At 54.6% G+C, this 21,665-nt stretch carries 14 protein-coding genes; 10 read left to right on the top strand and 4 right to left on the bottom strand.

Annotated features, from left to right (window positions below; all coding sequences use genetic code 11):
* The first annotated feature begins 23 nt into the window (after positions 1-23).
* Genes PYL13_RS00180 through PYL13_RS00190 form a run of 3 tightly spaced genes read left to right on the top strand, consistent with a single transcriptional unit; the run spans position 24 to position 3,694 of the window.
* Complete coding sequence (locus PYL13_RS00180) at positions 24-1,232, top strand: glycosyltransferase family protein (RefSeq protein WP_250984315.1); 1,209 nt, start codon at positions 24-26, stop codon at positions 1,230-1,232.
* 60 nt (positions 1,233-1,292) lie between these two features.
* Complete coding sequence (locus PYL13_RS00185; protein ID WP_275643687.1) at positions 1,293-2,540, top strand: glycosyltransferase; 1,248 nt, start codon at positions 1,293-1,295, stop codon at positions 2,538-2,540.
* Positions 2,537-3,694: a glycosyltransferase family protein gene (locus PYL13_RS00190; RefSeq protein WP_275643686.1), complete on the top strand. Its 1,158-nt coding sequence runs from the start codon at positions 2,537-2,539 to the stop codon at positions 3,692-3,694. Before PYL13_RS00185 ends, PYL13_RS00190 begins: the two co-directional genes overlap by 4 nt.
* 9 nt (positions 3,695-3,703) lie before the next feature.
* On the opposite strand, the gene PYL13_RS00195 is transcribed toward PYL13_RS00190, so the two are convergent.
* Positions 3,704-4,948, bottom strand: a complete 1,245-nt coding sequence (locus tag PYL13_RS00195) for an FAD-dependent oxidoreductase (RefSeq protein ID WP_275643685.1) — start codon at positions 4,946-4,948, stop codon at positions 3,704-3,706.
* A gap of 24 nt (positions 4,949-4,972) precedes the next feature.
* Positions 4,973-5,680 (bottom strand): phosphatase PAP2 family protein, encoded by a 708-nt coding sequence (locus tag PYL13_RS00200; protein ID WP_250984311.1) that lies wholly within the window; start codon positions 5,678-5,680, stop codon positions 4,973-4,975.
* A gap of 141 nt (positions 5,681-5,821) precedes the next feature.
* Here PYL13_RS00200 and PYL13_RS00205 point away from each other — a divergent pair, with 141 nt between their 5' ends.
* Positions 5,822-7,015, top strand: coding sequence for a 1-deoxy-D-xylulose-5-phosphate reductoisomerase (locus PYL13_RS00205; RefSeq protein ID WP_441296652.1), 1,194 nt, complete (start codon positions 5,822-5,824; stop codon positions 7,013-7,015).
* A 47-nt stretch (positions 7,016-7,062) separates the two neighbouring features.
* On the opposite strand, the gene hemA is transcribed toward PYL13_RS00205, so the two are convergent.
* Positions 7,063-8,280, bottom strand: a complete 1,218-nt coding sequence (gene hemA / locus PYL13_RS00210) for a 5-aminolevulinate synthase (RefSeq protein ID WP_275643683.1) — start codon at positions 8,278-8,280, stop codon at positions 7,063-7,065.
* 368 nt (positions 8,281-8,648) lie between these two features.
* On the opposite strand from hemA, the gene PYL13_RS00215 reads away from it, so the two are divergent.
* The 6 genes from PYL13_RS00215 (at position 8,649) to PYL13_RS00240 (ending at position 19,797) form a co-directional block, all read left to right on the top strand.
* Complete coding sequence (locus PYL13_RS00215) at positions 8,649-8,897, top strand: YMGG-like glycine zipper-containing protein (protein ID WP_192490377.1); 249 nt, start codon at positions 8,649-8,651, stop codon at positions 8,895-8,897.
* Positions 8,898-9,070: 173 nt separating this feature from the next.
* Entirely contained in the window at positions 9,071-10,996 is a 1,926-nt protein-coding gene (locus tag PYL13_RS00220; protein ID WP_250984309.1) for an autotransporter assembly complex protein TamA, read from the top strand.
* Between the two features lie 39 nt (positions 10,997-11,035).
* Entirely contained in the window at positions 11,036-15,193 is a 4,158-nt protein-coding gene (locus PYL13_RS00225; RefSeq protein WP_275643682.1) for a translocation/assembly module TamB domain-containing protein, read from the top strand.
* A 242-nt stretch (positions 15,194-15,435) separates the two neighbouring features.
* Positions 15,436-17,223 (top strand): methyl-accepting chemotaxis protein, encoded by a 1,788-nt coding sequence (locus PYL13_RS00230; RefSeq protein ID WP_259149573.1) that lies wholly within the window; start codon positions 15,436-15,438, stop codon positions 17,221-17,223.
* The gene (locus PYL13_RS00235; RefSeq protein ID WP_192490381.1) at positions 17,223-17,699 is read left to right on the top strand and encodes a chemotaxis protein CheW; all 477 of its coding nucleotides are present in this window, start codon (positions 17,223-17,225) and stop codon (positions 17,697-17,699) included. The genes PYL13_RS00230 and PYL13_RS00235 overlap by 1 nt, the downstream gene beginning before the upstream one ends.
* A 304-nt stretch (positions 17,700-18,003) precedes the next feature.
* A complete protein-coding gene (locus PYL13_RS00240; RefSeq protein ID WP_275643681.1) occupies positions 18,004-19,797 on the top strand; it encodes a methyl-accepting chemotaxis protein in 1,794 nt (597 codons plus the stop codon).
* Between the two features lie 57 nt (positions 19,798-19,854).
* On the opposite strand, the gene PYL13_RS00245 is transcribed toward PYL13_RS00240, so the two are convergent.
* Positions 19,855-21,510: an OFA family MFS transporter gene (locus PYL13_RS00245; protein WP_275643680.1), complete on the bottom strand. Its 1,656-nt coding sequence runs from the start codon at positions 21,508-21,510 to the stop codon at positions 19,855-19,857.
* Positions 21,511-21,665: the final 155 nt, after the last annotated feature.

Raw genomic sequence — 21,665 nt, forward strand, 5'->3', positions numbered from 1 at the left:
CCAAACACCATGAGGCATTCTCAGTGACATCCCGTCTGAACGATGCACGCATCCTGATGTACAGTCATGATACGTTCGGCCTTGGCCATTTGCGCCGCTGCCGCACGATTGCCCATGCGCTGGTAGAAGACTACCGTGGCCTGAACGTGCTGATCATTTCCGGCGCCACGATAGCCGGGGCTTTCGATTATCGCGCCCGCGTCGATTTCGTCAAAATTCCCAGTATCATCAAGCTGCGCAATGGCGAATACACTTCGCTGGATCGTCATATCGACCTTCAGGACACGCTGAAAATGCGCCGGTCGATCATTCGCCACACCGCAGAAAGCTTCCAGCCGGATGTCTTCATCGTTGACAAGGAGCCGATGGGCCTGCGCGGCGAAGTCGAGGAAACACTTGAATATCTGAAATCGCAAGGCACGAAGCTGGTCATTGGCCTACGCGACGTCATGGATGCGCCACAGCTTCTTGATGTCGAATGGAAACGCAATGATGTGATGAACAAGATTGCGAAATTCTACGACAATGTCTGGGTCTACGGGCCGCCCGATTTCCACGATCCGCTCAATGGCCTCGATGTGCCGCAAGCTGTACGCGATCGCATGGAGTTCGTTGGCTTCCTGCAACGATCACAAACGCAAAGTGAAATCGACAACCCTCGCCCCAAGGATGACTACATCCTCGTTACCACCGGCGGCGGCGGTGACGGCAGCGAACTGATTGATGATGTTCTGAACGCCTATGACTATGACAAGACACTGACCCACAAAGCTCTTGTTGTTCTCGGTCCCTACATGCCGACCGAGCAACGCGACAGGCTGTTGAGCAAGGCTGCCCACATTCCGCATCTGGAAATCATCCAGTTCGACAACCGTATGGAAGATCTGGTTGCGGGCGCGAAGGCCGTTGTTTCCATGGGTGGCTATAACACCGTTTGCGAAATCTTTTCGTTCGACAAACCGGCTCTCATCGTGCCGCGCGTCGTGCCCCGCGAAGAACAGCTGATCCGCGCCAGCCGCGCCAAGGAGCTGGGCCTGTTGGACATGCTGTTGCCGGAAGAAGCAGAAAATCCTCAGCTGATGGCAGAGGCGCTGAAGGCCCTGCCACACCGACAGCCGCCCTCTGCAAACTCCCAGAACTTACAGCTCGATGGTTTGCAGAACATTTCGCGCAGAATAGCAGAATGGCTGCATGCCAGCGAAGACATCAACGCCGCCAAGGCGACAGGCTAAGCGCTTTTGAACACAACAAAGCAACCGATAGCCTTCCGAGAAAAAAGAGATTGTAAGAGCTTGAGCGACAAGAAAAAAATCGTCGTCCTTTTGAAGGGATATCCGCGGCTTTCTGAGACGTTCATTGCACAGGAATTGCTTGGGCTGGAGAAAGCCGGGCTGGAGCTGGAACTGGTCGCCATGCGCCGTCCTACCGACAAGAAACGCCATCCCGTCCATGATGAAATCAAGGCTCCGGTTTCTTACCTGCCGGAATATCTGCATGAAGAACCGATAAGGGTTTTGCGGGCGCTTTGGGCCTGCCGCAAACGCCCCGGATTTGGCAAAGCCTTTAAACGCTTTCTGTGCGATTTTCGCCATGACGTGAACCGTAACCGTATTCGCCGCTTTGGTCAGGCAGCCGTTCTTGTTGCCGAGTGGCCAGACAATGGCGGATGGCTGCATGTGCATTTCATTCATACGCCCGCCTCTGTCGCTGCCTATACCCATCTTCTGACAGATATTCCCTGGACGATCTCTGCCCATGCCAAGGATATCTGGACGTCCAACGACCACGATCTCTCGGGCAAGCTCAACAGCGCGCGCTGGGCGGTTACCTGCACCGCCAGCGGTTACGAACATCTGCGCAATCTTGCTGCAGACAAAGGCTCGGTTCATTTGAGCTATCACGGGCTGGACCTCACCCGCTTTCCGCATTTTGATGCCGACCGTCCGATCAATGACGGCTCGGATGCTGCCCGTCCGATCACCATTTTGAGTGTAGGTCGCGCGGTCGAGAAAAAGGGCATCGATATTCTGCTGAAAGCGCTGGCCTCATTGCCCTCTTCTCTGCACTGGCAACTCGTTCACATCGGCGGTGGTGAGAAGCTGGAAAGCCTCAAGGCTTTGTCAAACTCGCTTGGACTTGCTGACCGGGTGACCTGGAAAGGCGCGATGGATCAGAAGGAGGTTCTGGACCATTACCGCAAAGCCGACCTCTTCGCACTTGCCTGCCGTATCACGCAGGATGGTGACCGCGACGGTCTGCCGAACGTGTTGGTTGAGGCTGCTAGCCAGAAGCTCGCCTGTCTTTCTACCAACATTTCAGGCATCCCGGAGTTTTTCATTTCAGGCGAAAACGGCCTTTTGACCAATCAGGAAGATGTCGCCGCTTTCACCACAGCACTACATACCTTGATCACGGATCCCGCCCTGCGCGCACGACTTGGTGCTGCCGCCGAGCAGAAAGTGCGCACCGCATTCGATAACAATACCAGCATTGCCCATCTCAAATCCCTGTTCGAACAAGAGTGGGAAAAAGGCGTATGACCAAAGAAACCGCCACGCCGGGACCACGCGTTTTATTTTACGTCCAGCATTTGCTCGGCATCGGTCACATTGCGCGGGCAAGTCGCGTCGCCAACGCCATGCAGAGAGACGGTTTTGATGTGACGCTGGTCACCGGCGGTCTGCCAGTACCCGGTTTTCCGGCTGACGGTTTGAAGCATGTGGCATTGCCGCCGATTGCCGTTGGCGATAGCGGTTTTTCCGGTCTGGTCGATATCAACGGTAAGGCGGTCGATGACAGCTTCAAGCAGCTGCGCACCACCCTGCTTTTAAACACCTTCGAAGAGGTGAAACCGGATATCGTTATTATCGAGGCCTTTCCGTTCGGTCGACGGCAGGTACGGTTTGAGCTTTTGCCACTGCTGCAAGCCATCGAACAATCACGGCCACGCCCACTGCTGATGACGTCGCTGCGCGATATCTTACAGGAACGCAACAAACCGGGCCGTGACGAAGAAACAATCGAACTCGTCAAAAAACACTTCGACACCATTCTTGTTCATGGCGACCCGAATTTCGTTAAGCTTGAGGAAACGTTCCCGCTCGCGCACGAGATTTCCGCACGCGTGGTTTACACTGGCCTCGTTGCCCCTGAACCGCCGCCGGAACCAACAGAGCAGTATGACGTGGTCGTTTCCGCAGGCGGTGGCGCCGTCGGTGCGGAACTCATCAAAAGTGCATTGGAAGCGTCAAACATCGTTGACGATGTAAACAGCTGGTGCCTGATAACAGGCCCTAACATGCCGCAGGCAGACTTCGACGCGATTTCCGCTCAGGCCAGTGACAAGGTTTCCGTTTTCCGTTTCCGCAAAGATTTTCCAAGCCTGCTGTCAGCGGCAAAACTATCGGTCTCTCAGGCGGGCTATAATACGGTCTGCGATATTTTGCGGGCAAAATGCCGCTCGCTTCTTATTCCCTTCGCTGTCGGCGGTGAAACCGAACAGGGCGCCCGTGCCGAGCGGCTGGCGAAGTTACAGCTAGCCCATGTCCTGCAGGAAGACCAAATCTCCGGCCCGGCCATGGCAGATGCCATCAGACAGGCACTGGCGCTTCCATCACCTGATAGTCAGAACCTTGATCTCAACGGTGCGAAAGGCACCGCTGCAATTCTGCACAAGCTCTATCAATCGCGCTGACAGTATAGCCTATTTCAGCTTTTCCCGCCGGAAACCAAGGCCGATCAAGCGGCCGGCCAAATGGGCAAGAAGCGGGAATTTGATGATCGCCTTTACAAAACCTGGCGGTCCCGATGGTTTGCCCGCGTTCGCTTTCGGTGCCTTTCGTCGGCTGCGCATCATCAATTGCAATTTTTGCGTAGCTTTGGTCGGGAAAGAGCGTCGTGCTTCAACAGCTGCAAGGTCATTATCTGAGACGGTACCTCTGGTACTCAGTGCAGGTGTCAGGATATTGGCGGCAGCAACCGCATCCTGAATGGCAAGGTTGACCCCGACACCGCCAATCGGCGACATGGCATGGGCGGCATCACCAATACAAAGCAGACCTTGTCGCCACCACCGTTTCAGACGATCGATCCGCACGGTCAGTAGATGCACATCATCCCATGACGCAATTTCCCGCATCCTGTCCTTCGGCAGAGGACTGACAGACGCAACTGCATCCCAAAATGCTTCGATGCCCCTATGTTGCAGTTCGGCAAATGTACCCTTGCGCACCACAAAACCGCATTGCCAATAGTCACCGCGATCAATCAACACCAGACCTTGCTGGGGGCCAGCATGTCCCATCGTCTCGTTGGGATCACCCGGCTGTTTGGAAAGTCGCATCCACAAGACTTCGGTTGGCACACCAAACCGTTCAACCTGAAGGCCGGCCTTGTCTCGCACGACGGAGTTTCGACCATCGGCGCCAATGACAAGCGCACTCTTGATGACAAGATCGCCTTCCGGTGTTGAGACCTCCAGCCCGCAAACGCGACCGTCTTTTATCGACAGGCCAGTAACAGGCGCATTCATCAACAAACGGAAGTTTTCGTATTGCCCTGCTTTGCCTGCCAGAAAGTTCAGGAAATCCCACTGCGGCATGAAAGCAATGAAGCGGTTCTTGACCGGCAACCATGAGAAATCGGCAATGGTGATGGTGTCATCCCCGATCTGTGCATGCAGCTTTTCAGCTCGCGTATGCGGTAGCTGCAGAAATTCCTTGATGAAACCAAGCTGCTCGATCACCTCAAGCGTTGATGGATGGATGGTATCGCCACGAAAATCGCGCAGGAAATCGCCGTGTTTTTCAACCACAGTGACGTCAATACCAGCGCGCGCAAGCAGCAAACCCAGCATCATTCCCGCAGGTCCACCACCGGCAATCGCAACAGTGGTTTCCAAATGCCGCACGGCTGGAGGATTATCGGAAAGGCTCTGCTGAACGTTCATTCCACTCCCCAGACGTCTTGCAAGTCACTGCGCCCTATCGGCCGTTTTCGCAGCAAAAACGGATTTGGGCTGTGGCCAGCCCTTCTCATCAAACCGGAACAACCAGTTGTAACGCGCAAAGATAAAGGCAAAGGCCATGGCCGTCCACACACCAAGCAACAAACCGGCAGCGACATCACTCGGATAATGCGCCCCAACGATGACGCGTGAAATTCCGATGATGAGGGCAAGCAGGAGAAAGACCGGCCGCAGACGCGGGGTCAGCATGGCAAGCGCACCACACAGCGCACCGATAGCCGTGGAATGGCCAGATGGAAAACTCTCGTAAGACCACTGACCGGCAAAGGGTGTGAGGCTGAAGGCACCGAGTTCACTGAACAGTTCCGGCCTTGCCCGACCAATCAGAAACTTGAGCAGATGGACCAGAATTCCGGCAGAGGCAATTGTCAGGAAGAAATACAAAAACAGCCGGTAACCCGTCCGTAATTTCCCGACATAGGTACTGTTGCGATAAACCTTTCCGGCAATGAAGGCGATAATGATCACCAAACCCGATGAATAAAGCATCCACCGAAATGTACCGAGATCGGTAATGGCACTGTTGAAGCCGACAACCCTGCCCGGCAAGCCCTGCGCTCTCTCGGACAGAGCGGCATCAAACGGCATGAAAACCAGAACCAGGACAATAGACGCCAGAAACACCCAACCACTGGAAACAATAAATCTGTTCATGCAACTCCTGTTGGTCTGACCTTATCGCTCTTCAGCATATGGCTTTCGCCGTTCAGGAAAACAATGGCGATGGTTTCTTCTTGTTCCGTCCTGTTTTCGCAGGTAGAGCCATCACAACGTAAAAGATACCGGATTGCAACGATGATACCCGGCATGACCACACCACGCAGCCTGACAGTACTTGGCTCGACAGGCTCTATCGGCACCAGCACTCTCGATGTTCTGCGCCAACTCGGCGGCCGTGACGCATTCGACATACTGGCGTTGACCGGTGCGGATAATATCGAGCTGCTGGCAGCGCAGGCCAAGGAATTTGGCGCAAAGCTGGCCGTCACCGCCAATGATGAAAAATATGAAGCGCTGAAGGTAGCGCTTGCCGGCACCGGCATCGCAGTTGCAGCTGGAAAAAATGGCCTGACGGAAGCAGCCGAGATGGATGCCGGTTGGGTTATGGCGGCCATTGCCGGAACACCCGGTCTTGCCCCAACGATCACAGCAGCAAAACGCGGCGCTGACATCGCACTTGCCAACAAGGAATGCCTTGTGTCGGCAGGTGATGTGTTCATTCGCACCATCAAGCAGGGCGGCGGCAAGCTCATCCCTGTCGATAGCGAACATAGCGCCATCTTCCAGTGCCTTGAAGGAAATCCGCGCCAATCCCTGGAGCGTATTCTGCTGACGGCGTCCGGTGGACCATTCCGAACCTGGACGAAGGAGCAGATGGCTGGTGTGACGGTGGAAGCGGCCAAAGCGCATCCCAACTGGTCAATGGGCCTGAAGGTTTCAATTGGCAGCGCCACCATGTTCAACAAGGCGCTGGAAATGATCGAGGCGAAATTCCTGTTTGATGTTTCGGCTGAACAGATCGAGGTGATCATCCATCCGCAGTCGATCATACATTCTATGGTCAGCTACCACGATGGTTCGGTGATTGCTCAGCTTGGCTGCCCGGATATGCGCACCGCCATTTCTTATGCTCTGACCTACCCGGAGCGCGCGCCGCTCAACGTTGATCGTTTGGACTTCGCCAAACTTGCCAAGCTGGATTTCGAAGCGCCCGATGAACAACGCTTCCCGGCATTGCGTTTGGCCCGCACCGCTCTGGAACGTGGCGGTGTGCAGGGCGCTGTGCTGAGTGCAGCTGATGAGACTGCTTTCCATGCCTTTGTTGAAGGCCGGATCAGTTTCCTGCACATGGCTGAAGCCGTCGAGTTTGCGATGGACCGAATGGCTGATGGTCGCACAGCAAACAGCATGGACGACATTATCGCGGCAGACCAGCATGCTCGTATTTTGGCTGAAGATTACATCGCCCAAACAGAAAAGGCCGCCTGAGAGGCGGCCATTCCAAATGTTTCAGCGAGTTAAGGCTGAGCCTTATCTTACGCGACGGCACGTGCCAGTGCGCAACGTGCCCACAACTGATGCAACGAACCCACCAGATGCTCAATATCCGCATCGCTGTGCAGCGGCGTCGGTGTAATGCGCAGACGCTCTGTCTTGCGCGGCACCGTGGGATAGTTAATCGGCTGGACATAGATGTCATGGTTATCCAGCAGAATATCCGAAATCCATTTGCACTTGGCAGCATCGCCAACCATGACAGGCACGATATGGCTCGGGTTTGGCATGTGCGGAATGCCGCTGGCATCCAGGAGTGTGCGCAATTTGCGAACCCGGTCCTGATGACGTGCACGCTCAAACGGGCTGGACTTCAGGTGCTTGATGGACGCCACGGCACCCGCAGCCAATGATGGCGGAAGCGCAGTCGTGAAAATGAAGCCCGAAGCAAACGAGCGGATGAAGTCGCAAAGTGCTGTGGAACCGGCAATGTAGCCGCCCATTACACCAAATGCCTTGCCAAGCGTCCCTTCGATGATGGTGAGGCGATGCATCAGACCTTCGCGTTCGGCAATGCCGCCGCCGCGCGGACCATACATGCCAACGGCATGCACTTCGTCCAGGTAGGTCATTGCGCCATATTTGTCGGCCAGATCACAGATTTCCTTGATCGGGGCAATGTCGCCATCCATCGAATAGACGGATTCAAAAGCGATCAGCTTTGGCGCCTTCGGATCAGCAGCCTTCAGCTTTGCCTCGAGGTCTTCGAGATCATTATGCTTCCAGATGACCTTTTCGCACTTGCCATACCGAATACCTTCAATCATCGACGCATGGTTAAGCGCGTCAGAGAAGATGATCAGACCAGGAATTTTCTGTCCGAGCGTTCCAAGGGTTGCCCAGTTGGAAATATAGCCAGACGTAAAGATCAGTGAAGCTTCTTTGCCGTGCAGGTCAGCAAGTTCCTGCTCAAGCAGGACGTGATAGTGACTGGTACCAGAAATATTCCGGGTGCCTCCCGCACCCGCGCCACAGTGATCGATCGCCGCTTTCATGGCCTCGATAACTTTCGGGTTCTGCCCCATTCCGAGGTAGTCGTTAGAACACCAGACTGTTACGTCGCGCTTTTCACCATTTGCATTGTAGCGAGTGGCCCGCGGGAACTGCCCCTGATGGCGTTCCAGATCCGCAAATACCCTGTACCGCCCCTCTGTGTGTAAGCTGTCCAGTTCGCCCTTGAAATATGCCTCGAAATCCATGCCTTGCTCCAGAATTCTTGAGGGAGTTTTGAGTTCTCCCCTTCGAACCGTCAACCCCGACAGACCAACTTTACATAGCCTGCGGCAATTCGCCTACTCTTTTGAACGATTCCAATATACTTCTTTTAGCGCTTTCGCGATGGCTTGAACTTGATTCACATCAAATTCAGAAAAAGATTGGAACGAAAACCGGCAGCATGCGTTTGAAACCTGTCGGCAATTCCGGTTCATCAGCCAGCTAATCAGGCTTCCATAAATGACGGTGAATTGTTAAAGCAATCCGTAGCGGTCGGAGGACAAGCAGTCACCGCATAAAAAACTGGGACGCCTATCGGAGCTGAGGCTCATTGTAACGTTGGAGAGAGTAAATGAAGAAGGCCATCGTATTTGCACTGGTTGGCTTGGCGCTCGCAAGCTGCACACAAACTGAAAAAGGCGCATCAATCGGTGCCGTTTCCGGAGCTGTTCTCGGTGGCGCAATCACCGGTAACGTTCGCGGCGCAGCAGTTGGCGCTGCTATCGGCGGTGTTGGCGGCGCGCTCATTGGTAATGCCAATGAACCTGGCAAATGCTACTACCGTGACCGTTATGGTAACCGCTACGTAGACCGTTGCTAATCTCGATTGCAGATTTATGCAGAATGCAGGCCCCGGTTTTCCGGGGCTTTTGCATTTTAACATCGGAAAAGTTGATTCTGCGTATCAAAATCGGACTTTTATGCTTAGATTATTATATTAACGAACGGGAAACCGGTGAGAGCGATAATAAATGCTCAACCATAAAGTAGCAGATGCCGACAAAACGGACTGACCCGAGATTGAGTATTGCGTACCGGAAGGCAGGCACCGCACTGGCGGTTGCGGCAGCAGTGGTTTTATACCCTGCGTTTGTGCGGGAAGCGAACGCGTTCAAGCTGTTTGGCATTACGCTTTGGGGATCAGACGAACCGGAACTCGAGATCATCAATCCGGTTCGCTACAGCGCAAGCATGGATGTTCCGCTCGTTGATCCCAAGTTCTACGAAAATCTGGAAAACGCGTCGTTTCTGATTTCCGATCAGGACAAACCCGTATCGGGCGATCTTGGCCTCGTCATAAAGGCGCGCGACGACCGCGACCGTCTCGTCGCCTCTCTTTATGAAAATGCCCGTTATTCCGGTGTCGTCAAAGTCAGTATCGCTGGCACGGACATTGAAAATCTTCCCCCCAATCCGGTCTTTGACCATTCAAAGCCGGTTCCTGTGCATATCCAGATCACACCAGGCCCAGAGTTTACTCTTGGCAACATAATTCTGGAAGGTGACGCCGCAGGGCGCAACCTGGAAGAGTTTGGTCTGGTGCGCGGCGGCAAGGCCGGCTCGCTCAATATTATCCGTGGTGGCGAAAAGCTGATTGAGCAGCTGAAATCCGAAGGCCGCCCGCTGGCCAAGCTGACCAAAAGACAGGCGGTCGCCGACCACGCTACCAACACCGTTGATGTGACGATGGCGGCAGAAGCGGGGCCAGTCGCACCGGTTGGCATGATCGGCATCAAGGGTCAGCAAAGCGTTGATCCGGACTTTATTCGTTATTACTCCAGACTGAATGCCGGACAGCCCTATTCGCCGGAAAGCCTGCGCAAGGCATCCGAGCGGCTGCGCCAGCTTGGTGTCTTCTCCAGCGTCACAGTTCGTGAATCCGAGCAACTCGCGGCCAACGGCTCCTTGCCACTGACCATCGAAGTGTCCGAAGGAAAACACCGCTATTTCGGCCTCGGTGCGCAATTCTCGACAACCGAAGGTGCTGGCCTGCAAGGCTATTGGGGCCACCGCAACCTGTTTGGCAAGGCGGAAACCCTGCGCATCGAAGGTTCTGTTTCGCGACTGGGTGAGGCATCCAGCGTCGAAGGCATGGATTATTCCGCTGGCATTACCTTCACGAAGCCAGGCGTCTTCCATCCCTCAGCAACATTCAAAGCAAGCCTTATTGCCAAGACCGAGCATCCTGACACCTATGAAGCCAAGACCATTACAGGTGCTGCAGGCTTCAGTTATGAGGTCAATGATACCGATACTGCAGCGGCCGGACTGGAGGTCAGCTGGACGGATACCGATGATGCCTATGGCAACAACAAGTATCTGACGACATCCATACCGCTGGAATATGTGCGGGATACCCGTGACAACAAGCTTGATCCGACAACCGGCTTCCGTGCGGCCATTGCCGCCAAGCCCAGCTATGAAGCGATGAACGGCACATTCTTCTCGACCTTTGAAGGCTCAGCCACCGCCTATAAGGGACTTGGACAAGAAGATCGCGTTGTGCTTGCCGGTAAACTTGGCGCGGGCGTTTTGGTGGGTGCAAGTGACCTTCAGGATGTGCCTGCAACTCGACGTTTTTATGCCGGTGGCGGCGGCTCGGTGCGTGGTTACAGCTATCAGGAAATTTCACCCTATAACGCCAATGGCGATGCAACAGGTGGTCGCTCTTACGTTCTTGGCTCCGTAGAAGCCCGTATCAAGATCACCGAAACAATCGGTCTTGTGCCATTTATCGACGCGGCAGCGGTTTCTACCCGCATGACACCGGATTTTTCAGATATAAGAGCAGGCGCAGGCATCGGCTTACGCTATGCAACTCCTTTCGGTCCATTGCGTTTGGATGTTGCAATGCCTCTCGACAAATATGATGGCGGCAACAGTTACGGCATTTACGCCGGTATCGGTCAATCGTTCTGATCGTGCTGCAGTTCGTCTGAAACAAGGCAAAACACCACCATGAAGAAACTGCTTCAACCTTTAAAATGGGTTTTATACATCGCCGCAGGGTTGGTGCTGTTTCTTGTTTTGTTTGTCTCGTTCATAGGCTTTACCGCATCCGGCTCAAAATTTGCGGCCCGCCAGATTTCATCGCTTGCTTCCACAGCCGATCAAAAGGTTGAGATTTCCGCCCCACAGGGTCTCCTTACCGGAAATCTGCGCCTTGACAGCGTCGTGCTGTCCGACCGCGAAGGGGTCTATGCCCGTATCAATGGCATTGCTGTCGACTGGTCTCCAACCGCGCTGCTCACCGGCACCTTCCGCGCAGATCTGGTCTCAGCCAGCACAATCGAATTTGACCGCACTCCCTTGCCATCTGAACAACCGGCAAAACAGGAAAGCGGTAGTTTCTCGCTGCCGATTGCAGTCGATATCAAAAACCTTGCTTTCGACGACATCAAGCTTGGTGAAGCCTTGGCTGGACGCCCGTTTGAATTGGTAGCGTCAGGCAATGCCAAGGCATCGTCCAAAGATATGGCCGCCAACATCGCCGTTCACCGCAAGGATGTGCCACAGGCAGGCATCACGGCCGATTTCACCTATGTGCCCGAGCAGAATGTTCTGCAACTCAAGGCTAATTTAAGCGAACCACAGGGCGGCATGCTGGCAAACCTTCTGGCATTGCCCGGCGCCCCCGCTGTTTCGCTTGACATTGATGGTCAAGGCCCACTGTCCGACTGGAGCGGCCAATTGGTCGGCGCCGTCGATGGCAATCGCATCCTGAGCCTGACCGGCCAGCATAAACTTGCCGATACCGGCGTGCGCCGTATTGCGCTGACCGGCGGTGGTCAGCCGGACATGCTATTGCCCCCGCTGTACCGCCAGCTTTTTAATGGCGAAACGCAGATCGACTTCAATGTCGCACTCGATCCGAACGGCCGTATCGACATCGAAACCGGAAATCTGACAACCGGCGCGCTGCTGCTGGCCGCCTCCGGCACCGTTGATCCGCAAGGCATGAACGACTTGAGCGCCAACCTGATTGGCACCAATGGCCCTGTTGATTTCCGTTTGCCGATGGATGGTGGTCAGGCACGGCTTCTGATCGATGGCGCCGATATTTCGTTGCGCGGCAACGCGCAGGCTGCAGCCTTGAATGTCGCCGCCGCACTGCGATCTGTGGAAATTCCGCAGGGACGTCTGGATGGCATCAAGCTATCTGCGGCAAGCAAGGACCTAAATCTCGCAGCCTTTACCGGAACGGTCGACACGACGGTTTCCGTTGATGGTTCCGCGCTGGTCAGCCCGGATCTCGACCGTTTGGTTAAAGCACCCGCCACGTTGAAGGCACCGTTGCGCCTGTCTCCAACGGCTATCGGTTTTGAAGCCGCGACACTGGAAAGCGCCAGCATCGGCGGCACCACCAGCGGCACCTATACGCTGGACAGCAAAACCGTTTCCGCAAATCTGCGCCTGTTCGCAGTGCCGCAGATCCTTCCTGAGGCACTGGCACAAAAGATCGAAAAAACCATTGCGGTCGAGGGATATGTCAACGCTGTCATCGGCGGCAAAACAAGCCTCGAAAACCTTGTCGTTCGCTCGGATCTGGTCGAAGCGAATGGTAATCTGCTGCTCGACAACGGCATAGTGCAGGCCAAGATCGGCGGACGTTTCCTTGCTCTCGAAAAACTGCTGGCCAACGCACAGGGGGCAGCCGGTTTTGCCGTGGAAGCGACAGGCCCGCTTGCTACACCGGATTTCAAAGCCAGCCTGAACTCGGCCCGTGCCACGATGGCCGGGCGTTCGCTCGAAGCATTTGCACTGACCGCCAGCGGTAAGGCCGACCCCGCAGCACCGCAAGCAGACATTGCGGCGAGCGGCACGCTGGATGGCCAGCCAATCGAAGCTAAGGCCGCTCTGGTTCAGGACCAGAATGGAACGGCTCTGCCGTCATTGCGCGTCGACATCGGACCCAACAGCCTGACAGGTGATCTGCGTTTTACGCCGACCTTCCAGCCCAACGGTACTCTAGCGTTCGACTTTCCTGACGTCTCGTTGCTCGCCGCATTGGCAGCCCAGCAGGCCGCAGGTGATTTGAAAGGTACTGCTGTCTTCAACAGCAATGCGACAACGACGGCAATCACTCTGAAGGCCAACAGCAAATCGCTGAGCCAAGGTACGAATGGAATTTCAAACCTCGCAGCCGATATCGCTGTCAGCGACCTGAAGGCCTTGGCGGCACAGGGAACGTTGACTGCACAGGCGATAAATGCCGGCGCAAACACCATCAGCGGACTGAAGCTGGATATTACCCATGCCGGGTCCGCAACAGGCTTCAACCTCAATGCCCGATACGACAATGCGCCACTTCTGGCATCCGGCAGCGTCGATACCGGCAAACAACCGCTGACTGTCGCTATCAGGGACTTTTCCGCCGCTCCGCGTGGTATCCCGGTCAAGCTGGCACAACCGACCAATATCACTGTCGACAATGGTACGGCGCGCATCAACGGCCTCACCATTCAGACAGGCAATGGCCGCATTGAAGTAAATGGCTCGGCAGGCTCAAACCTTGATATCAACGCTGTTATCCGTTCTTTGCCGGCCAGCCTTGCCAATGCCTTCGCCAGTGGTCTTGACGCATCCGGCGATATCTCCGGCACGGTCACCGCCAAAGGTGCCGCGGCAAATCCATCTGTCGGTTATGACCTTAGCTGGAACAACGCCGTTGTAAGCCAGACACGTGCGGCGGGCCTTGCACCACTCAGCATCAAGGCCGATGGTACATTTGCCGACAATCTGCTGAACATCACAACCGGACTAACCGGTCAGGGCGGACTGTCATTGTCCGGCGGCGGCTCAGTTGGTATCTCCGGCAACCAGCCATTGTCATTGGCCTTCAAGGGTAATCTGCCCTTTGCAGCCGTTGCAGCACAAACAGCCGAACAGGGTTTGTCGGTGACCGGCAGTGCCAATATTGATCTCAATATATCCGGCACCGCTGCAGCCCCGTCGATAACCGGCACGGTTTCAACCGATGGCACCCAGCTGACCGATGTACGTAGAAATCTGACCGTCAACAATCTTGGTGCCACGATCACCTTTGATCGTGACCGCGCCGTCATTTCGCGCTTGTCCGGGAGGCTTGCGGCCGGTGGTACGATCTCAGCCTCCGGTTCAGTCGGCATCACGCCAGCGTCCAATTTCCCGGCCGACCTATCGATCGTGCTGGACCGCGCCGCTTATAATGACGGCACACTGGTCACCACTATTGTCAGCGGCACATTGACCATGAAGGGCGCATTGCTCGCCAACCCCGTGCTTGCGGGAACACTGACGCTGGACAAGAGCGCCATTACCATTCCTGAACGCTTGCCAGCCTCGCTCACCGCTATCGATATCAAACATCGCAATGCGCCACCTGCGGTGAAAAAACAGGTCAGCAACATGCAGGCGGATGAGTCCAATGGCAGCAGCTCCACCATTGGTCTCGACCTCAACATTAATGCGCCCAACGGCATTTTCGTGCGCGGTCGCGGCGTCGATGCCGAACTGACCGGCAATCTGGTGGTACGCGGCACCGCTGCCGATCCCGTGGTATCCGGTGGCTTTACCATGAAGCGTGGCAGGCTCGAAGTCCTGACCAAACGACTGGACTTCACCACCGGCAACATCACTTTCGGTGGGGGCTTGGTACCGGTTCTGGATATGGCAGCCGATTCCGCCTCCGGGTCGACAACTATTACTGTCTCTGTTTCAGGCCTGGCCAATGATCCGGCAATTACCTTCTCCTCGTCTCCGGCACTGCCGCAAGATGAAGTGCTGGCACAGCTTATTTTCGGTCAGTCCATGTCGAAACTGTCTGCCCTTCAGATTGCCCGTCTGGCAGATGCTGCAAGCCAGCTTGCCGGTGGACGTTCCACGTCGCTGTTCAACAGTCTGCGCAGCAATCTTGGCGTCGATGATCTTGATATCTCCACCGACGAAAAGGGTGACGCGAAAGTATCTGCCGGGAAATACATCAATGACCGCACCTATCTTGAACTGGAACAGAGTGGCAGTTCAGGCGCAAAGGCTGTGATCAATCTGGATGTTGGCAGAGGCGTCAAACTACGGGGTGAAGCAGGCGCAGATGGCGGTGGCGCAGCAGGTATATTCTACGAAAAAGAATATTGATCTCTTATGTACTGCTTATGTATAAGTTTATAGTTTCATAATATTGCAAATATAAATATATCAAAAATACCCTATTGTTATTATTTATAATTTTTTAATGATGATTTTGTATAAAAAATCGTCAGTTGATTTCGCATATTCAGGAAACACCCCAAACATAACATTGAGTCCTGACGTTTCAATCAGTGGAAACGCTTCCGGACTTTCAATTTTACAACGCCTCGCGGAGACGGGAGCCACCCATGAGCTTGTCATTTTTTCCGGGATCACATGCAAAAGCTGTTTTGACTGCCCTTGGCGGCACTCAAGCGATGATTGAGTTTGATCCATCCGGGAAGATACTGTCTGCAAATGACAATTTCTGCCGCGCACTTGGTTATTCAGCCGCCGAAATCATCGGCAAACATCACAGTATATTCTGTGACCCCAAATATAGTGGCAGTCAGGATTACAGGAAGTTCTGGCAGGATTTGGCGAACGGCAAGGCGGATGCAAGACAATACAAGCGCATCGGCAAGGGTGGCACCGAAGTCTGGATACAGGCCTCCTACAACCCTGTGATCATTGGCGGCAAGGTCCAGAGCGTTATCAAGATTGCCACTGTAATTACCGAAGCAAAGCTCAAATCAGCCGAGGATGCGGGTAAGATAAATGCCATCTCACGCGCTCAGGCTATTATCGAATTTACCACCACTGGCCAGATCATTACGGCCAACAGCAACTTTCTGAACTGTCTCGGTTATAGGCTTGAAGAAATAAAGGGCAAACATCATAGCATGTTCTGCGAAGCTGCGTTCCGGGACAGTGCCGACTATGCGACCTTCTGGAAAAAATTGGCAGCTGGAGAATTTATTGCCCAGGAATTCAAGCGCATAGGTAAAGGCGGAAAACCCGTCTGGATTCAGGCATCCTACAATCCAATTCTTGATGAGGAAGGCAATGTCTTCAAGATCGTGAAGTTTGCCACCGACGTGACGGAACGCGTCCGCGCCGTCAATGAAATCGCTGATGGTTTGACCGGCCTCGCCAATGGCGATTTGACGACGCAGCTCAACACACCTTTCATCCCTGCCCTCGACAAACTGCGCACAGACTTTAACGGATCGATCGCCAGACTGCGCGACGCCATGAAAGTTGTCTCAGACAATGCGACGGGCATTGCTGGTGCTTCACATGAAGTCAGCATTGCCTCAAGCTCTCTAGCCGAACGGACGGAGAAACAGGCAGCCGCTGTCGAGCAAACCGCAGCCGCACTGGAAGAAATGACCCAAACGGTTACTGACAACAGCCGCAGAGCGGAAGAGGCAGGGCAACTGGTAGCGAAGGCCAAGAGCGGCGCCGAGCTTTCCGGGACTGTCGTCAACAACGCCATTGCGGCCATGGACGAGATTGAGCAATCGTCCAAGGGCATAAGCAACATTATCGGCGTCATCGATGAGATCGCCTTCCAAACCAATTTGCTTGCGCTGAACGCTGGCGTGGAAGCAGCTCGCGCCGGTGAGGCTGGCAAGGGCTTTGCCGTGGTCGCACAAGAAGTGCGTGAACTGGCGCAACGTTCCGCCAATGCCGCCAAGGAAATCAAGGCGCTGATTACCAAATCAACCGAGCAGGTTGCCAATGGTGTTTCGCTTGTTGATGAGACAGGCAAATCACTGGAATTGATCGTCCGTCAGGTGGCCGAAATCAATCAGAATGTCGCAGCCATGATTGAAACGACCCGCGAGCAGGCGACTGGATTGAAAGAAATCAATTCTGCGGTCAATTCCATAGATGCCAATACGCAGCAGAACGCGGCCGTGGTGGAAGAAACCAGCGCCGCCAGCCACGGTTTGGCAAAAGAAGCAGAATCTTTACGTAATTTGCTAAGACAATTTAGATTTACGCAAGACTCTCACGTTAAAAGGAATGATGTGAAAGGGGATGTGCAGCCCTTGGCATCAAGAGCACGCGGTACGGTTGCCACACCAGCAGCCAGAACACATGGTTCTCTTGCTTTGGCGCAAGTACAGCAAGATTGGGAAGAATTCTGATGGCGACGATTAATTCTACAAACTTCGGCAGCGACACTTTGGAAATTATTGCATTCCGCCTGCACGATCAGGAATTCTGCGTGAAGACGACCACAATCCGCGAAATTCGCGGCTGGGCGCCATGCACCCCGATCCCGCACGCCCCAGCTGACGTGATTGGCGTGATGAACCTGCGCGGATCTGTTATTCCGATCATTGACCTCGCCTACAAACTCGGCATGAAAAGCACCGTTGCCAATGAGCGTAGCGCCATCGTGGTTGCCGAAGTTCACAACATGGTCATCGGCATGCTGGTTGACCGCGTATCCGACATTCTGACAATTCCTGCCAATCAGGTTCAGCCTGTGCCGGAAGTATCAGCTTCTTTCGACAAGTCCTTCTCCGAAGGCATCATCGCCAACGAACATGGCATGATCTGCTTCCTGAACCTCGCAAAGATGTTCAAGGGCAACGAGATCGAAGATCTGGCAGCATAAGAAACATGCATCACGCTACGCCACACATCGCGAGCGAGATCATCTTTCCAAACGTCCTATGATTTTAAACCGCTACGATCCATTCGTGGCGGTTTTTGTTTGTGTTAAACAGCTAAAATCCCCCTGTTTCTTTCTGTATTAAAAAGAGCTTCAAGCAACAATGCATCAATTACATTTTAATATTCTAATGTTCTAATCACTATATTGGAGATTGATGATTTTTCTCCCTGTCAGCGAATGAATCGCGATAACGCTGCCAAGCGAAAGTAAACGCTCTCACTTTCGCTGTTTCCGGGAGGGTACAATGTTCGGCCTGCATAAAGTCAGTGATGCCAGAAATATCGTTGATGCCATATCTAAATCGCAGGCCGTGATTGAATTCACCCCAAACGGCGTAATCCTCAATGCCAATGAAAACTTTTGCAAAGCCCTCGGTTACGACCTGAGCGAGATTGTTGGCAAACATCACCGCATGTTCTGTGAGCCAGATTACAGCGCATCTGCCGAATACACCCAGTTCTGGCAAAACCTGTCGGCGGGAAAACACGACACCAAAGAATACAAGCGCATCCGCAAGGACGGACGCGAGATCTGGATACAGGCTTCTTACAATCCAGTTTTCCGCTCCGGCAAAGTTTACAAGGTCATCAAGCTGGCGACCGACATCACCGCCGTCAAACAAAAAGCGGTCGAAGATGCCAGCAAGCTGAATGCCCTCTCCAAATCACAGGCGGTGATCGAGTTCACCTCAACTGGTGAAATTCTCACCGCCAATGAAAACTTCTGCAAAACACTGGGTTACGACCTCTCGGAGATCGTGGGAAAACACCATCGCCTGTTTTGCGAGCCGAACTATGCTGCGACATCCGATTATGCCCAATTCTGGCAGCGCCTTTCACAGGGCGAATTTATTGCCGATGAATTTGTTCGCTTTGGCAAAGGTGGCAAGGAAGTCTGGATACAGGCAGCCTACAACCCAATTTTCAACGACAAGGGCACTGTCGTCAAAGTCGTCAAGTTTGCAACCGACGTCACCCCACGCATGAGCGCAATTACTGCACTTGGCGACGGCCTCAGAGCCCTGGCCGATGGAGAACTGTCGCAAAATCTCGATACTGCCTTTGTGCCCAGCATGGAAAGAGTTCGGCACGACTTTAATGAAGTCATCGCCAAACTGCGCAACACCATGCAGACGGTGGCCCACAACGCGACAACAATTGCCGCAGGTTCTTCTGAAATTCGCACGGCTGCGGACCAGCTGGCGCAAAGAACCGAGCAGCAGGCTGCCTCACTCGAACAGACCGCCGCAGCACTCGAAGAAATCACCACAACAGTCAAGGATTCCAGTCTGCGCGCCGACGATGCCGGAAGGCTGGTAACTTCCACCAAAAACAATGCCGAACGCTCCGGTGCCATTGTCGACAAGGCAATTGGCGCCATGGACGAGATATCTCGCTCCTCCAAGGAGATCACCAACATCATCGGCGTGATTGACGACATTGCGTTTCAGACGAACCTCCTGGCGTTGAATGCCGGTGTTGAGGCGGCACGTGCTGGCGAGGCAGGCAAAGGATTTGCCGTCGTCGCGCAGGAAGTACGCGAACTGGCACAACGGTCTGCCAGTGCTGCCAAGGAAATCAAGAACCTGATCAATACCTCAGGCGACCATGTCGCCAATGGTGTCGAACTTGTTGGTCAGACAGGTGGCGTGCTGCGAGAAATCGCCAATCAGGTCGACCAGATCCACGTCAATGTCTCGGCGATTGTCGAAGCGGCCCGCGAGCAGGCCAACGGCCTTGCGGAAATCAACCAGGCCGTCAACATGATGGACCAGGCAACGCAGAAGAATGCGGCAATGGTTGAGGAAACGACTGCCGCCAGCCACGGTCTGGCGCGCGAATCGGAAATATTGCGGGAGCTGTTGACCCAGTTCCGTATCGGCAATGCTCAGGCACAGGCCTATGAAGCACCGACCCCACATGCCGTTGTCAGCAGACACCAGCAGGTCGCATCACCGGTACATAAGATGGTTGCCAGTCTGCGGCACGCCACATCAGCCATGCCTGCAGAGCGCGCCGATCAATGGACAGAATTCTGACGCTGTAGCGCGTACATCCAGAAACAAAAAAGGCGGCCCGAAAGCCGCCTTTTCTTTTTACACGAAGAGCACAAAAGTCTTCTGCAGGGTAATCCAGATACCCCAGACAATCGGAATACCGACAACAGCCCAGGCAATCAGCGCCTTGGCGTCGAGACCACCCTTGCCAATACCGAAAGAACCGGAAGGACCAGTGTCCACGGCCTTGGTCTTGGCCTGTAAGGCTGCAACTTCTTCGTCAGACATGTACCACTTGGCATCCAGCGGCTTCACCAGCAGGTTGGCGATGAGGCCAACAGCCAGCATGCCCGCCAGAATATACATGGTGAAATCGTAGACCTGCGCGCGTGGAATGCCCGCTGCGATCTGTGCTTCACGGATGTAGTTCACGACAACAGGGCCAATGATGCCGGCTGTTGCCCATGCCGTCAGCAGACGACCATGGATAGCACCAACGAACTGCGTACCGAAGATATCGGCCAGATAGGCTGGAACAGTCGCAAAACCACCGCCATACATCGACACGATGATGCAGAACATGCCCACGAACAGCGCCTTGTTGCCGAGACCGGCAGCCCAAGGGGCAGATGCGTAGAGTACGATACCGAGTGCGAAGAAGGTGAAGTAGGTTGCCTTGCGGCCGATACGGTCAGACATGGAGGCCCATACAAAACGGCCACCAATGTTGAATACCGAAAGCAAACCGGTGAAACCGGCAGCAATCGCTGCAATCGACGCCAGTTGTTCAGTGTTCAGATCAGCAAACTTGACATCGGGAAGACCAATCAGCGAACCGGCGAAAATTTCCTGCAGCATCGGTGAAGCCATGCCGAGTACGCCGATACCAGCCGAAACGTTAAGGCACAGTACCAGCCAGATCATCCAGAACTGCTTTGTCTTGTGCGCGTTCTTCAGGTGAACGTGGCGGGTCGTGATCATTGAGCTCTTGGCAGCAGGCGCTGTCCAGCCTTCAGGCTTCCAGCCGGCAGGCGGAATGCGGTATCCAAATGCACCAGCCATCATGAACACGAAGTAGATCGCAGCCATGACCAGGAAGGTTTCCCAAACACCGATCGATGCATCGGTACGGAAATGGCGCATCAGCGCATCCGCAAGCGGCGCACCGATCATTGCACCACCGCCGAAGCCCATGATCGCCATGCCGGTCGCCATACCACGACGGTCAGGGAACCACTTGATCAGGGTCGAAACCGGAGAGATGTAACCGAGGCCAAGGCCAATACCACCGATGACACCGGCGCCGAACCACATCAGCCACAGCTGGTGGGTCATGATACCAATGGCAGCAATGGTCATGCCACCACACCAGCACACAGCCGATACGAAACCGGCCTTGCGTGGGCCAGCGCGCTCAAGCCAACCGCCCCAAATCGCAGCCGAGCAGCCCAGCAGAACGAAGAACAGCGTGTAGATCCAGCCAAGATCACTGACGCGCCAGTCGCAGCTGGTGGTGAACAGGGCAGTCGCAAGGCCCATGTCCGAGCAAACGACGGACTGGTTGATGCCGATTGCCTTGGTCAAAGGCAGCCAGAACACGGAAAAGCCGTAGGCCATACCGATGCAGAGATGAATGGCCAGCGCAGCAGGCGGCACCATCCAGCGGTTAAAGCCAGGCTTGGCGATAATGCGCTCACGGTCAAGGAAGCCGATACCGGCTGCGTTGCCAGTGAACGTCTCGTTCGTAGCAGTCATGTGTTTCCTCCATTCGACCCGGCTGGACGCCACGCGAATACGGTTATTGTCATTTATTCGGCTGTTCCGACCGGCGGTGAGCACACACCGGCATGGGACATTTGATCAGGCTTGCGTGTCATGGACCCCGACCCTGACGCGGCTTGAGCGGCCTC

The sequence above is a fragment of the Agrobacterium sp. Azo12 genome (assembly GCF_029193765.2).
GTDB lineage: Bacteria > Pseudomonadota > Alphaproteobacteria > Rhizobiales > Rhizobiaceae > Agrobacterium.

Bases quoted from the DNA above. Each gene is read 5' to 3' on its own strand.
- PYL13_RS00190 (WP_275643686.1), top strand. From the start codon at position 2,537: ATGACCAAAGAAACCGCCACGCCGGGACCACGCGTTTTATTTTACGTC.
- PYL13_RS00195 (WP_275643685.1), bottom strand. From the start codon at position 4,948: ATGAACGTTCAGCAGAGCCTTTCCGATAATCCTCCAGCCGTGCGGCAT.
- PYL13_RS00235 (WP_192490381.1), top strand. From the start codon at position 17,223: ATGGCGACGATTAATTCTACAAACTTCGGCAGCGACACTTTGGAAATT.
- PYL13_RS00200 (WP_250984311.1), bottom strand. From the start codon at position 5,680: ATGAACAGATTTATTGTTTCCAGTGGTTGGGTGTTTCTGGCGTCTATT.
- hemA (WP_275643683.1), bottom strand. From the start codon at position 8,280: ATGGATTTCGAGGCATATTTCAAGGGCGAACTGGACAGCTTACACACA.
- PYL13_RS00225 (WP_275643682.1), top strand. From the start codon at position 11,036: ATGAAGAAACTGCTTCAACCTTTAAAATGGGTTTTATACATCGCCGCA.
- PYL13_RS00240 (WP_275643681.1), top strand. From the start codon at position 18,004: ATGTTCGGCCTGCATAAAGTCAGTGATGCCAGAAATATCGTTGATGCC.
- PYL13_RS00245 (WP_275643680.1), bottom strand. From the start codon at position 21,510: ATGACTGCTACGAACGAGACGTTCACTGGCAACGCAGCCGGTATCGGC.
- PYL13_RS00220 (WP_250984309.1), top strand. From the start codon at position 9,071: ATGCCGACAAAACGGACTGACCCGAGATTGAGTATTGCGTACCGGAAG.
- PYL13_RS00215 (WP_192490377.1), top strand. From the start codon at position 8,649: ATGAAGAAGGCCATCGTATTTGCACTGGTTGGCTTGGCGCTCGCAAGC.
- PYL13_RS00205 (WP_441296652.1), top strand. From the start codon at position 5,822: ATGATACCCGGCATGACCACACCACGCAGCCTGACAGTACTTGGCTCG.
- PYL13_RS00230 (WP_259149573.1), top strand. From the start codon at position 15,436: ATGAGCTTGTCATTTTTTCCGGGATCACATGCAAAAGCTGTTTTGACT.